Annotated in this window: 12 protein-coding genes; 5 read left to right on the top strand and 7 right to left on the bottom strand. The window is 60.4% G+C overall.

The genetic code is table 11. From position 1 onward, the window contains the following. The first annotated feature begins 385 nt into the window (after positions 1–385). The 5 genes from G7025_RS05960 (at position 386) to G7025_RS05940 (ending at position 4,785) form a co-directional block, all read left to right on the top strand. Positions 386–685, top strand: coding sequence for a hypothetical protein (locus G7025_RS05960; protein WP_181077389.1), 300 nt, complete (start codon positions 386–388; stop codon positions 683–685). A gap of 81 nt (positions 686–766) precedes the next feature. Next, the gene (locus G7025_RS05955; RefSeq protein WP_003170804.1) at positions 767–931 is read left to right on the top strand and encodes a DUF1328 domain-containing protein; all 165 of its coding nucleotides are present in this window, start codon (positions 767–769) and stop codon (positions 929–931) included. 2 nt (positions 932–933) lie between these two features. Continuing rightward, entirely contained in the window at positions 934–1,401 is a 468-nt protein-coding gene (locus G7025_RS05950) for an inhibitor of vertebrate lysozyme family protein (RefSeq protein WP_181077387.1), read from the top strand. A gap of 723 nt (positions 1,402–2,124) precedes the next feature. Beyond that, complete coding sequence (gene gltP, locus G7025_RS05945; RefSeq protein WP_181077386.1) at positions 2,125–3,456, top strand: glutamate/aspartate:proton symporter GltP; 1,332 nt, start codon at positions 2,125–2,127, stop codon at positions 3,454–3,456. Between the two features lie 99 nt (positions 3,457–3,555). Next, positions 3,556–4,785: a nucleoside recognition domain-containing protein gene (locus tag G7025_RS05940; RefSeq protein WP_181077384.1), complete on the top strand. Its 1,230-nt coding sequence runs from the start codon at positions 3,556–3,558 to the stop codon at positions 4,783–4,785. 91 nt (positions 4,786–4,876) lie between these two features. On the opposite strand, the gene G7025_RS05935 is transcribed toward G7025_RS05940, so the two are convergent. From G7025_RS05935 to G7025_RS05905, 7 genes are all read right to left on the bottom strand, one after another. Then, positions 4,877–5,488 (bottom strand): ABC-type transport auxiliary lipoprotein family protein, encoded by a 612-nt coding sequence (locus G7025_RS05935; protein ID WP_181077382.1) that lies wholly within the window; start codon positions 5,486–5,488, stop codon positions 4,877–4,879. Continuing rightward, positions 5,485–6,423 (bottom strand): MlaD family protein, encoded by a 939-nt coding sequence (locus G7025_RS05930; protein WP_181077381.1) that lies wholly within the window; start codon positions 6,421–6,423, stop codon positions 5,485–5,487. The genes G7025_RS05935 and G7025_RS05930 overlap by 4 nt, the downstream gene beginning before the upstream one ends. Before the next feature lies 1 nt (position 6,424). After that, positions 6,425–7,228 (bottom strand): ABC transporter ATP-binding protein, encoded by an 804-nt coding sequence (locus G7025_RS05925; RefSeq protein ID WP_181077379.1) that lies wholly within the window; start codon positions 7,226–7,228, stop codon positions 6,425–6,427. Next, a complete protein-coding gene (locus G7025_RS05920; RefSeq protein ID WP_181077377.1) occupies positions 7,225–8,373 on the bottom strand; it encodes an ABC transporter permease in 1,149 nt (382 codons plus the stop codon). The genes G7025_RS05925 and G7025_RS05920 overlap by 4 nt, the downstream gene beginning before the upstream one ends. Positions 8,374–8,426: 53 nt before the next feature. Continuing rightward, positions 8,427–9,458 (bottom strand): DUF5924 family protein, encoded by a 1,032-nt coding sequence (locus G7025_RS05915; protein WP_181077375.1) that lies wholly within the window; start codon positions 9,456–9,458, stop codon positions 8,427–8,429. 69 nt (positions 9,459–9,527) lie between these two features. Continuing rightward, positions 9,528–10,910: a M16 family metallopeptidase gene (locus G7025_RS05910; RefSeq protein WP_181077374.1), complete on the bottom strand. Its 1,383-nt coding sequence runs from the start codon at positions 10,908–10,910 to the stop codon at positions 9,528–9,530. A gap of 57 nt (positions 10,911–10,967) precedes the next feature. Then, entirely contained in the window at positions 10,968–12,626 is a 1,659-nt protein-coding gene (locus G7025_RS05905) for a Na/Pi cotransporter family protein (protein ID WP_181077372.1), read from the bottom strand. Between the last annotated feature and the right edge of the window lie 337 nt (positions 12,627–12,963).

Genomic DNA, 12,963 nt, shown 5'->3' with positions numbered 1-12,963 from the left:
CGCTCCTTAACTGATAAATGATGGTGTTTAGTCCCGGAATAATCGGGCAAGTTGCATGGTTTATTCTGATCGATAAACGGCAACGTCGTGCAGGTATCTGCGCATCTTCTTACAACGGGCGAGATCAGCCTGGGTTTTCCCGCCTTGCGCTCAATTGGGCATCAACGGCCCCGCTTTCTATCCGTTGATCCGACCGCTGACCATCGTGCATTTCGCACGGCCTATAGGGGGGCATCGTGCAGGATGCTGGCCTTGTCATCGAGCATGAATCTATAACCTGCTGATTTTAAAAGGTTTTATTTTGTTAAAAACCTGGCATGGGCTCTGCAATATCCCCTCACAAGAGCGTCATGAATGAATAATCAGAATGCGGGAGAACAGCAGCATGACTCGCCAAACCCTCAGCCAATTGCGTGTATCGCCACTGCGCTTGCAGCAAGGTCTGTTTGCCAGCCTGGCCCTGATGGTCACGTTGATTGCAGGCCAGCACATTCAGCATTGGCAGGAGAGTCAGCAGCAAGCCCAAGTATTCGAGCGTCCGGCCATGATGCAGACCCATTTCAGTTCGATGCAGGGCCGTCCCGTTGCCAGTGTTGCGGGTGAGGTCAGCGTCAAGCAATTGCGAGTGGCTGATCAGGATTCAACCCTGGATCAGCTGCCAGCCCAGGAACGGTGGGTTTTCTAAGCAAAACAAGCGGTCGTCCGCACCGGGCGTCCGTACGGCATGACCGCTGTAACCTCTAATAGAAGCGTAAGGAGAATCACCATGTTGAGTTGGGCAATCACATTTCTGATCATCGCCATTGTTGCTGCAGTGCTGGGCTTCGGTGGTATCGCGGGCACCGCAACCGGTATCGCCAAGATCCTGTTTGTCGTCTTCCTGGTGATGTTCATTGCTTCGTTCTTCTTTGGTCGTCGCGGCCGAGGCTGAATATGAGCACTTTGTCTCTCAAAGCCATTGTTGCCGCCCTGTTGCTGGGCGGCAGCGGTCTGGCGATGGCCGCCAATGATGGCCAGACGCGGGCCAACGAATTGCTCAGCGCGGATCCGCAATACCGTGAAACCTGGCAAGGCGTGGTGAAGAAAGAAGAGCGCTTGCCGGAATGGGTAATGAACCTGACCGGTACGGCTGAACAGATGAACGCCGTTGAAGAAGATGGCGATAAGTACTTGGTCGGGCCGCTCTGCGAAACCGCTGACACCTGCCTGAACAAGCGCTTGATCGTTGCTTTCAGCTTCGACAAGGAAGACGCCTACGCCATGTTGGTGGAAGTGCCTGCCGGCCTGCCGGCGGACAAATCCCCTACGCGGCATGCCGATTACCGTTTTATCGGTAAGCCGGACGAAGGCATGCAAAAACTGCTGATGGAACAGCTTAAGAAAGATCCGAATTGGTACTAGGTTTCGCTTGCGGCGCTGCCGCAGTCGGAGCCGGCGTCCATAGAAAGAAGCCCCTCGCTTCTTTCTAGCTGCACGATTCGACAAGAGCCGTGCATGACCAGGGGGCCGGGTCGCTCTGATCGATTGGGATCGGCGTGACCTACGGGTACAGGTAGTGCCTGCGCAAGGGCCGGGTCAGGTGACAAGCTGCGACGCAAGTTCACAAGTCATCGACTTGCTGAACTTGCGGCGGGCTTACAGCGTCCTGCGTGCCTTATGCCGCCCATAGCCGCTTATTTTGGTTTTGCTCGCTCTCAACCATTACTGGGTGTGTCGCGTTGACCATCTATCGAGAAAGTTTCGCCGGGTGTATAGGACATTTCCGACACCAGACAGCTGAATTCCCAGGCATTTGTGCCGATCGATCCAACCCCTCCTTCATCCCTGCATAAGCCTGGTTTGGCCGTTTTACGGCATATTCAACGGGCAATATGTCGCATTTGAACTGACCGTTCGGACAGTTATCATTGCAAAAAGCCATGCCGATTCGGCATAGGGTAGGCGTTTACGGCATTAGACGTCGCCCCCTTGCATGGGAATAGTTGCGCCTTTTTTCGCCTGCCAATAAGCCATTTCGGCCATCGGGCGGCGACCTTCCATGGAGGCGGATGCTCACACTTTTTCGCTCTCGAGCGTTCCAGCTGGCGCATTTGCCTTAAGTCCACTTGAAGTAAGGGTAATGACATGAAGAAGGCAAAGCTAAGCCTCGCCTGGCAGATCCTCATCGGTTTGGTACTGGGGATCGCAATCGGCGCAGTGCTCAACCATTTCAGTGCCGAAAAGGCCTGGTGGATCAGCAATGTGCTGCAGCCGGCGGGCGATATCTTTATCCGCCTGATCAAGATGATCGTGATCCCGATTGTGATTTCCTCGCTGATCGTCGGCATTGCCGGTGTCGGCGATGCGAAGAAACTCGGTCGCATCGGCGTCAAAACCATCCTTTACTTCGAAGTGGTCACCACCATCGCCATCGTGGTCGGCCTGTTGCTGGCCAACCTGTTCCATCCCGGTGCCGGGATCGACATGAGTACCCTGGGTACCGTGGACATTTCCAAGTACCAGGCGACTGCCGCCGAGGTGCAGCACGAGCATGCGTTTATCCAGACCATCCTCAACCTGATCCCCTCCAACATTTTCGCCGCCGTCGCCCGTGGTGAAATGCTGCCGATCATCTTCTTCTCCGTGCTGTTCGGCCTGGGCCTGTCGAGCCTCAAGCCAGAACTGCGCGAGCCGCTGGTCACGATGTTCCAGGGCGTGTCCGAGAGCATGTTCAAAGTCACCCACATGATCATGAAGTACGCGCCGATCGGTGTATTCGCCCTGATCGCCGTGACCGTGGCCAACTTCGGGTTCGCCTCGCTGCTGCCGCTGGCCAAGCTGGTGATCCTGGTTTATGTCGCCATTCTGTTCTTCGCCTTCGTGGTCCTGGGCCTGATCGCGCGCCTGTTCGGCTTCTCGGTGATCAAGCTGATGCGCATCTTCAAGGATGAGCTGGTGCTCGCCTACTCCACCGCCAGTTCCGAAACGGTGTTGCCACGCGTGATCGAGAAGATGGAAGCCTACGGCGCGCCGAAGGCGATCTGCAGCTTTGTAGTGCCGACCGGGTACTCGTTCAACCTCGACGGTTCGACCTTGTATCAGAGCATCGCCGCGATCTTCATCGCCCAGCTGTATGGCATCGACCTGTCGATCGGTCAGCAATTGATGCTGGTACTGACCCTGATGGTCACCTCCAAAGGCATCGCCGGCGTACCGGGTGTGTCCTTCGTGGTGCTGCTGGCCACCCTGGGCAGTGTGGGCATTCCGCTCGAAGGCCTGGCGTTCATTGCCGGTGTCGACCGTGTGATGGACATGGCGCGTACCGCCCTGAACGTGATCGGCAACGCCCTGGCGGTACTGGTGATTTCCCGTTGGGAAGGCATGTACGACGATGCCAAGGGCGAGCGCTACTGGAACTCGCTGCCGCACTGGCGCAGTAAGCCGGCGATGCCGACTGCTCAGGCCACTCGCGGTTGATCGCACGCTGGCACTGACCCAAACCCCGGAGAAATCCGGGGTTTGTCGTTTCTGCCAGCCCCGCTATCATTCGCCCCATCATTCGAGGGGATTCAACTGATGCTCAATGGCCTGTGGCTTGGCTTCTTTGTCGTGGCAATGGTCTCAGCCTTGGCGCAATGGCTGGTGGGCGGTAACGCCGGGATTTTCGCGGCGATGGTGGAAAGCATTTTCGCCATGGCCAAATTGTCGGTGGAAGTGATGGTGCTGCTGTTCGGCACCCTGACCTTATGGCTGGGCTTTTTGCGCATCGCCGAGAAAGCCGGGATCGTCGATTGGCTGGCCAAGGCACTGGGCCCCTTGTTCCGTCGCCTGATGCCGGAAGTGCCGGCTGGCCACCCTGCCATCGGCCTGATCACCCTCAACTTCGCCGCCAACGGCCTGGGCCTGGACAACGCCGCCACCCCCATCGGCCTCAAAGCCATGAAGGCGCTGCAGGAACTCAACCCGCTGCCGACCACGGCGAGCAATGCGCAGATCCTGTTCCTGGTGCTCAACGCCTCGTCGTTGACGCTGCTGCCGGTGACCATCTTCATGTATCGCGCCCAGCAGGGTGCCGCCGACCCGACGCTGGTGTTCCTGCCGATCCTGCTGGCGACCAGCGCGTCGACACTGGTGGGCCTGCTGTCGGTCGCCATCATGCAGCGCCTGCGGTTGTGGGACCCTGTGGTGCTGGCCTATCTGATACCCGGCGCGCTGGTGCTGGGCGGCTTTATGGCGTTACTGGCGACCCTGTCCGCCACGGCGCTGGCCGGGTTGTCGTCGATTCTCGGCAACCTGACCCTCTTCGGCCTGATCATGTTGTTCCTGCTGATCGGCGCGTTGCGCAAGGTGAAGGTGTACGAGGCATTTGTCGAAGGCGCCAAAGAAGGCTTCGACGTCGCCAAAAACCTGCTGCCGTACCTGGTGGCGATGCTATGTGCGGTGGGCGTGTTACGTGCCTCCGGCGCGCTGGATTTCGGCCTTGAAGGTATTCGCCATGTGGTGGCGTGGACGGGCATGGACACGCGCTTTGTCGATGCCTTGCCGACCGCCATGGTCAAGCCGTTCTCCGGCAGTGCCGCACGGGCGATGCTGATCGAAACCATGCAGACGCAGGGCGTGGACAGTTTTCCGGCGCTGGTAGCCGCGACGATTCAGGGCAGTACCGAAACCACCTTCTACGTGTTGGCGGTGTACTTCGGCTCGGTGGGCATCCAGCGCGCGCGGCATGCGGTGGGTTGTGCATTGCTGGCTGAGTTTGCCGGCGTCGTGGCGGCTATTTCGGTGTGCTACTGGTTCTTTGGCTGAGGCTTAGATAGCTATAGGGGGCAAGCTCCTCCCACCTATTGGCCTGTGAATACATTCAAATGTGGGAGGGGGCTTGCCCCCGATGAGGCCCTCAGCGTTTCACACCCATGTTGCCCTGTGCCACCACCCAATCCACCACCTGCTTATTCAGCTGATCCCCAGCCTGACCAAAAGCAGCCACCACCGCCGGCACCTGGGTATCGCTCACCGGCTGGCGCACTTCAAAGCGCCGACTGGCAATAATCCGTTGATCGTTCCCTCGCACCAATCGCGCGTCGAGGCGGATCACTACGTCCACCGCGCGGCCTCGGTACTCACTCTGAAACGCCTGCAACTGCCCGCCAAGCTCATAGTCGGCCTGCAGGTTGGTGTCGTCGGTGCTGAGCAGCGTTACCCGACCATCGCGCTGGAAGCCGTCGAGCAGGCGATTGCGCAACAGCACGGGAGCCGGATCGCTCCAGCGCGCGTTTGCATAGCTGCTGATCAAGTCGCCATTGGGCACCACGGCAATGCGTGGGCTGTCGAGAAATTCGCTGGTTTGCGGCTTGGTCACGCGCAGCGACCAACTCACCGGTGTGCCTTGGGCCGTGGCTTGGGCCGACGCCAGACGGTACACGTCGGACGGGTCGGCCTTGGGCAGGATCGAACACGCGCTGATCAACACCAGGGCCATAGGGGCGATCAGTTGATATGCACGCTTCATGGCGTGAACTCCTTGTTCTTGTCACTGCCCAGCAGGTAGCCGCTGGGGTTGGCTTCCAGGCGGCGGGAGATGGCGCGCAGCGAACCGAGGGTTTCGCGCAGTTCGCGCACGGCCGGCGCCAGTTCGTTGAGCCCTTGCATGCCGCTGTTAACCGAATCCTTGTTGTTGGTCAGCAAGGTATTGATGGTGGCAGTGCTTTGCTCAAGGGACTTCATGGCCTGTTCGGCGCTGCCGAAGGCCTGCTTGCCCTGCTCGTTCAGCAGGCCATTGGCATTGCGCATCAGCACGGTCGTCTGCTCCAGCGCAGCCGTAGCCTGTTTGCTGACCTGCAACAGTTGCTGCATCACCACTTTGATATCGCCACGCTGATCGGCGATGGCGCCTGTGGTTTGCTCCAAATGCGCCAGGGTGTTGCTCAGGTGCTCGACGTTTTGCGCAGAGAACATGCTGTTGGCGTTGTGCAGCAGCACATTAATGCTGGTCATCAGGTCATTGCTGTTATTGAGCAGGCGCGCGATGGGCGAAGGCGAGGCGATGATTTCCGGCAGATTGCCATTCTTACCCTTGAGTTCGGGGCTTTGTGGCGTGCCGCCGCTGAGCTGGATGATCGAGGTACCGGTGATGCCGGTCAGCGCGAGCTTGGCCTGAGTGTCTTCCTTGATCGGCGTCTGCCCGGCCAGGCGAATGCGGGCGAGGACGCGCCGCGGGTCTTTGGGATCCAGGCGCAGGCTGATCACGTCACCCACCTTGATGCCGCTGTATTGCACCGCGCTGCCCTGTGACAGACCGCTGACCGCTTCGTTGAAGACCACTTCGTAGTCCTGGAACGCGCTGTCGACGCTGGACTTGGCCAGCCACAGGCCAAACAGCATGGCGCCGACCACCACGATCACGCTGAACAGTCCGATCATCACATGATGGGCTCGGGTTTCCATGTCATACCTCGTTGAGCGATTGAGCGGCATCCAATGCCGCGCGGCCACGGGGGCCGTGGAAATATTCGTGAATCCACGCGTCGTCCGTTTCCGAGACGACATCGATGGCATCGGCCACCAGCACTTTTTTCCGGGCCAGCACCGCCACGCGGTCGGTGATGGTGTACAGCGTGTCCAGGTCGTGGGTCACCAGGAACACACTCAAGCCCAACGCGTCGCGCAGGGTCAGGATCAGTTGGTCAAATTGCGCCGCGCCGATCGGGTCGAGGCCGGCGGTGGGCTCATCCAGAAACAGGATGTCCGGATCCAGCGCCAAGGCGCGGGCCAGGGCGGCGCGCTTGATCATGCCGCCGGACAGCGACGCCGGGTACTTGTCGGCCGCCGACAGCGGAAGCCCGGCCAGCGCCAGCTTCACCGCGGCCAAATGCTCGGCATCGGCACGGCTGAGGCCCGCATGCTCGATCAACGGCAGCGCGACGTTTTCGGTCACCGTCAGCGAGGAAAACAGCGCGCCCTTCTGGAACAACACACCAAAGCGCCGTTCCACCAGGGAACGCTCCTGTTCCGGCAGGTTTGGCAGGTTTTTGCCGAACACCCGCACTTCACCCTCGCTTGGCCGGCGCAGGCCGACGATGCTGCGCAGCAGCACTGACTTACCGCTGCCGGAACCGCCGACCACGGCGAGTATTTCGCCCTTGTACAAGTCCAGGTCGAGGTTTTCATGCACGCTTTGGCTGCCAAAGCGATTGCACAGGCCGCGCACTTCAATCACCGCCTCGGCGGGTGTTCGGTGTAGACGGCTCACCAGCTCATCTCCATGAAGAACAGCGCCGCGACCGCATCCAGCACGATCACTACAAAGATCGATTGCACCACGCTGGAAGTGGTGTGCGCACCGACCGACTCGGCGCTGCCGCTGACCTTGAATCCTTCCAGGCAGCCAATGGCGGCGATCAGGAAGGCGAACACCGGCGCTTTCACCATGCCTACCAGAAAGTGTTGAACGCCAATGTCCGATTGCAGCAGCGAGAGAAACATCGCCGGCGAAATATCCAGCGCCACGGCGCACACCACGCCGCCGCCGATAATCCCCGAGAGCATCGCCAGGAACGTCAGCATCGGCAGCGCCACCAGCAGCGCCAGCACGCGGGGCAGTACCAGCAGCTCCATCGGGTCCAGGCCCAGGGTGCGGATGGCGTCGATTTCTTCATTGGCTTTCATCGAACCGATTTGCGCGGTAAACGCACTGGCGGTGCGGCCGGCGATCAGGATCGCGGTCAGCAACACGCCGAATTCCCGTAGGAAAGAGAACGCCACCAAGTCCACGGTAAAAATTGTCGCGCCGAAGCTTTTAAGCACGGTGGCGCCGAGAAAGGCCACCACGGCGCCTACCAGGAACGTGAGCAAGGCCACGATGGGCGCGGCGTCCAGGCCAACCTGTTCAAGGTGAGCGACCATCGGGGTCAGGCGCCAGCGTTTGGGGCGCAACAGGCCGCGGGCCAGGGTTTCGAGGATCAGGCCGATAAAGCCGAGCAGTTGCTTGCTGTCCTGCCACACCTTGTCCACGGCCGCGCCGATACGCGCCAGCACCTGAATACCGGTGGCTTCTTCGGGCGCTTTGTCCGGCACGCAGAAGTCGTTGAGGGAGCGATACACCGTTTTAAGCAGTGCGCGGTCGGCGGCGGACAGGCTGCAATCGGTCTGCTCGGCGGATTGCTCGATGCGAGTCGGCCCCAGCAGTTCCACCAGCAGCGACGCGCCGGCGGTGTCCAGGGCACCGAGCCCGTTGAGGTCGATACGCGCGCCGGCATCGTATTGGCCGTCGAGTTTGTCCGACAGCTTCTTCAGGCTCGCATAGTGGGCAAGCGTCCAGTCCCCCGTAATCCTGAGCAACGGAGGGGTGGTGGACGTATCGAGATGGGCGGCGCCGGCCGTGATGCGGGTGGTCATAAGCTGCGAGCGTGTCTGTTTTCACAAAGCCCTACGTAATAGCACGAAGCTGCCTACTGTGGGTTGTCCGTTTGTGCTGTGTCGGTGACTTTAAAGCGCAGCACGCCGATAACCTGTCCATCCTCGGTCAATACCTGGACCTGCCAGCGCCCTGCCGAGTCCCCCGGGAAGTTCTGCTTGTGGGTCCAGGCACGGTAGCCTTCCTTGCGCCCGCCATGAATGTCCAGGGCAATGCGGTCTACTTCCTTACCGTTGAATTTCCACACATGGTAGATGCGTTCATCCAACCCGCGCGGCGCGTTAATCGCGGTATAAGCGTACAGCCCGCCGCTGCGCAGTTGTGCGGCGGAGACTTCCTTGAGGTCATGTCCCGGCGTACGGTCCTGCAGCTGGGTGCTGATGGCCACCTCTGTCATCCACAGGGTGGCCGGCGGCACCCAGCTGCGCAGGAACCAGCCGGCACAACCAATGGCCGCAGTAACACCCAGCAACATGGCCCAACCTTTAAGACTGCGCAGCGGCATGCTCACCGCCAGGCTTGGAATTGATAGCGCCATGGCCACGCCAAGGGCGAGTTTGTAGCTCTCGGCGGTGGTCAGGTGCAGGATGATCGGCAGCGCAGTGAGCAGCGCGGCGAACAGGGTCAGGGTGTGCAGGGCCAGGAACAGTGAACGCTTGGGCGCCAGCCATTTGTAGTACAACGGGTCGATGATCGACACCAGCGCTGCCGCGCCGAGCAGCCCTGTGAACACCGATTGGCCGCTGTTCCACGCGGTGGTGACGAAGAAGAACGGCAGTACGAAAAACAGGCTTTCCTGGTGGATCATCTGGGTCGCGTAGCGCAGCAGGGGCTCGGGGATCTCGCGCTTGAAGAGTTTGGTGAACAGTTGGGTAAAACTGTTCTCGAGCATCAGCCAGAGCCAGCTCACCAGCATGATCACGGCGATCCAGCTGGCCATCCCCTGCTGACGGTCCACCAGAATGAAGCTGCCTACCCCCGAGATGAAGCCGCCGAGTGCAATCACCCCTGGGTAGCGCTTCATCAGTTCGAGGATGCGCTGGATATAGTGGGTCAGGTTGGGCATTCGGCGGTTCGCACTGTGTAGGAGAAATCTTAGACAGAATAGCGTCTTAGGCTGCTGTTCGGTGCCTCATTACTCAACCCGTTTGCGATAACGGCGCACGCCCACCCAGCCGATCACCATCAGTGCCAGCAGGCCTGCGCCGCTCCAACTGAGGGTGTCGTAACTGAACAGCGGCTTTTCGATGCGCCAGTAGCCCGGTTGCTTGAGAAGCTCGCGCAAGGCCTGGTTTGCCTGGTCCAGCTTGATGGCCTTGATGCGCTTGGCGGGGTCGCTGAAATGGCCGTTGTCGTAGTCGCCTGCGGCACTCCAGTAGTAGTCGGCCAGTGCGCTGTTGCCCTGCACGGCCCAGGCTTGTCGGGCGATGGCCGCTTGTTGCAGGCGTGTAAAGGTGGCCGGGTCCAGGCCGTCCTTGAGCAGTTGCGCCTTGAGGTCGTGCAGCACCTGTTCGGCTTCGTCGAGGTTTTCGCGCTCAAGATCGGCATTCAGGCTCAGAAAGCCGACGCCTCCGAGCACTTCGCGCTCGGCCCAGGGGCCGTAGGACAACCCATGCCTGAGGCGCAACTGGCGGTACAGCGCCCAGTCCAGGTAGTCCTTGAGCAGGTCATAGGTTTCATCATGTTGGTCGTCCAGTACCGGTTCCGGCAGCAGCCAGTGCAATTTGGCGCTGTTGCCTACCCAACCGTGGATCAGTTCGCGATGACTGGCGGCCGTTTGCTGGATCTGCGGCAGCGGCAAATGTTCGCTGGGCTCGACCGGCGTCAGTTGCCCGTAGGTGCGCTCGAGATAGGCCGGCAGCAGTTTATCGAGGTCGCCGACGATGATCAGCGTCATGTTATTGGGCGCGTACCAGTCCTTGCGTAGCGTTTGCAATTGATCGCGGGTCAGGTGATTGACCTCGGCACGTTCGGCGCATTTGAGCCCCAGTTCGACGGCCAGCTGGTTGCTGGCGGTGTGGCCCAGATCCTGGCGATCAAGCAGGCGTTGCAGCCGTGAGTAATGGCCGCCGTCCTCACGCTCCACCACCTGTTTGGCTGCATTGATGTGGGCGTCGGTCAGCTCGGTGCGGGTGAGGATCGCCAGCAGCAGGTCCAGCACTTTGCGCTGGTTGTACGCGGGGGCCTCGATCACGAAGGTGGTGTCCGCATTACTGGTGTAGGCGTTCCATTCGCCGCCCAGGGCCTGCATGCGCTCTTCTAGGTCGCCCTCGCCGCCGCCATCGATGCCGCTGAACAGCAAGTGCTCGAACAGATGGGGCAGCTCTTTGTCTTCGCACGGGAAGTCATCCAGGCCCACGCCGACCACCAGGCGAATAGCCACATGCCCGCGCTCGGTGCCGGGTTTGAGCAGCAATTGCAGACCGTTGGGCAAGGTGTAGCCCTCGACTTGCAAGCGGTCAAAGGCAAAGGCATGAGCGGCGCCCAACAGCAGGCAGACGAAAAACAGGCGACGCATAACTGGCTTCCTGGCGAGTGAGGTCAGTTGTAACTGACTTCACGGGCCATCTTACGTTCAGGGGGAATGCGTGATGTCGGCAATATCTTCGGCCGAGAGTGCGCCGGTGTCGGACGTTTCCAATACGACGTAGGCACTGCTGCAAAACAACGAGTTCAGACGCTTCATGTCGGCAATCAGCTCAAGGTGCAGGGAACTGGTTTCCAGGCTCTGTACGATCTTGCGCTGCAGACGGCTTACATGGGCGTGGGCCAGGCGCCGCTCCTGCGCGCGGAAGCGGCGTTTCTCGCGCAGCAACTGGCGGGCACTTTCCGGGTCGGCGCTCAGAAACACCGACAGGCCCAGGCGCAGGTTGGCGATCAACTGGCTGTGCAGGTCGGTGAGTTCTTCCAGGCCCACCTCCGAGAATTGTCGGCGCTGGGACGTTTTCTGCTGCTGGACCTTGCGCAGCATGCGTTCGATCAAGTCGCCGGCCAGCTTCAGGTTGATCGACAGTTCAATGATTTCGGCCCAGCGACGGCTGTCTTGTTCGCTGAGGTCTTCACGCGGCATTTGCGCCAGATAAAGTTTGATGGCGCTGTAGAGTGCTTCGACATCGTCGCTGAGGCTGCGCATTTCCTGGGTGATCGCTGTCTGTTTGCCGCGCAGCACTTCCTGCATGGCGGTGAGCATATTGTCGATCAGGTCGCCCAGGCGCAGGGTTTCTCGCGCGGCGTTGGCTAGCGCCAAGCTAGGGGTGGTGAGGGCGGTAGGGTCCAGATGCCGTGGTTTGGCTTTGCCGTTGACCTCTTCACGCTCGGGCAGCAACCAGGCACACAGGCGCGCCATGGGGCCGATGGTCGGCAGCAGGATCAGGCAGCGGCTGACGTTGTAGAGCAGATGAAAGGTGATGACCATGCCCTGGGCGCTGTAGTCCAGGTTATCCATCCAGCGTACGAGCGGGTCGAGCACCGGGATGATCAGCAACAGGCCGATCAGTTTGTACAGCAGGCTGCCGAGTGCCACTTGGCGACCGGCTGCGTTTTGCATGCTGGTACTGAGAAACGCCAGCACGCCGCTGCCGATATTGGCGCCGATCACCAGACCGATTGCCACATGCAGGCCGATCACACCGGCACCGGCGAGGGTGGCGGTCAGCAGCACGGCGGCCAGGCTGGAGTAGGAGATCATCGCGAACAGGGCGCCGACCAAGGCATCGAGCAGGATGTCGCCGGTCAGCGAGGCAAAGATGACTTTGACGCCCTGGGCATGGGTGATTGGCCCCGCCGCTTCGACGATCAACTGCAGTGCCAGAATGATCAGCCCCAGGCCGATGCCCACCCGACCCAACTGCCCTGCCCGCGTCTGTTTGCGCGACAGGAAGAAAATCACCCCCAGGAAGATCAACAGCGGCGACAGCCAGGACAGGTCAAAGGTGAGCACCCGTGCCATCAGGGCGGTGCCCACATCGGCACCGAGCATGGTCGCCATGGCGGGCATCAGCCCCATCAGGCCCTGGCCGACGAACGACGTCACCAGCATGGCCGTGGCGTTGCTGCTCTGCACCATGGCCGTCACCAGAATGCCGGCGATAAACGCCAGCCAGCGCTTGGCCATGTTCTGACCGATGACTTGGCGCAAGTTGGAACCGTAGACCCGCAGGATGCCGGTACGGACGATGTGCGTGCCCCAGATGAGCAGGGTCACGGCGGAAAGCAGATTGAGCAAGGTCAGCATGCTCGGCCCCCCGTGTAGGTGGGCTCCAGAAGGAGCCAATGAAAAATTGCCGCGTGCCGTTCTACGTCTTGTACTTAAGCTGTAGTTGGCGAATGGGCTCGGCGCCAGCATCGCATAGCTAAAGTGGGGATTGAAACAAAACTGTCATGAAATCAGCTTTTTGCGATCAAAAAAAACGGGGCGCGAGGGCCTAATGCCAGTCAGTTAAGGAGGAACACTGTAACTGTGGCGAGCGGGCTTGCCCCGCGTTGGGCTGCGCAGCAGCCCCCAATAGGAGCGTCGCAGTATGCCAGGCAGCTCCGGGACTATGTTTTGGGGCTGCTTCGCAGCCCAACGC

Origin of the sequence: Pseudomonas lurida (genome assembly GCF_013522705.1) — a bacterium.
GTDB classification, from domain to species: Bacteria; Pseudomonadota; Gammaproteobacteria; order Pseudomonadales; family Pseudomonadaceae; genus Aquipseudomonas; species Aquipseudomonas quebecensis.
Note: the sequence above shows the minus strand (reverse complement) of the source record. Positions and strands in the feature narration are given on the sequence as shown.

What these genes read in the sequence shown, in the direction of transcription:
- G7025_RS05940 (WP_181077384.1), top strand. Translation starts at nt 3,556, where the DNA reads ATGCTCAATGGCCTGTGGCTTGGCTTCTTTGTCGTGGCAATGGTCTCA.
- G7025_RS05915 (WP_181077375.1), bottom strand. Translation starts at nt 9,458, where the DNA reads ATGCCCAACCTGACCCACTATATCCAGCGCATCCTCGAACTGATGAAG.
- G7025_RS05960 (WP_181077389.1), top strand. Translation starts at nt 386, where the DNA reads ATGACTCGCCAAACCCTCAGCCAATTGCGTGTATCGCCACTGCGCTTG.
- G7025_RS05910 (WP_181077374.1), bottom strand. Translation starts at nt 10,910, where the DNA reads ATGCGTCGCCTGTTTTTCGTCTGCCTGCTGTTGGGCGCCGCTCATGCC.
- G7025_RS05905 (WP_181077372.1), bottom strand. Translation starts at nt 12,626, where the DNA reads ATGCTGACCTTGCTCAATCTGCTTTCCGCCGTGACCCTGCTCATCTGG.
- G7025_RS05930 (WP_181077381.1), bottom strand. Translation starts at nt 6,423, where the DNA reads ATGGAAACCCGAGCCCATCATGTGATGATCGGACTGTTCAGCGTGATC.
- G7025_RS05950 (WP_181077387.1), top strand. Translation starts at nt 934, where the DNA reads ATGAGCACTTTGTCTCTCAAAGCCATTGTTGCCGCCCTGTTGCTGGGC.
- G7025_RS05935 (WP_181077382.1), bottom strand. Translation starts at nt 5,488, where the DNA reads ATGAAGCGTGCATATCAACTGATCGCCCCTATGGCCCTGGTGTTGATC.
- G7025_RS05955 (WP_003170804.1), top strand. Translation starts at nt 767, where the DNA reads ATGTTGAGTTGGGCAATCACATTTCTGATCATCGCCATTGTTGCTGCA.
- gltP (WP_181077386.1), top strand. Translation starts at nt 2,125, where the DNA reads ATGAAGAAGGCAAAGCTAAGCCTCGCCTGGCAGATCCTCATCGGTTTG.
- G7025_RS05920 (WP_181077377.1), bottom strand. Translation starts at nt 8,373, where the DNA reads ATGACCACCCGCATCACGGCCGGCGCCGCCCATCTCGATACGTCCACC.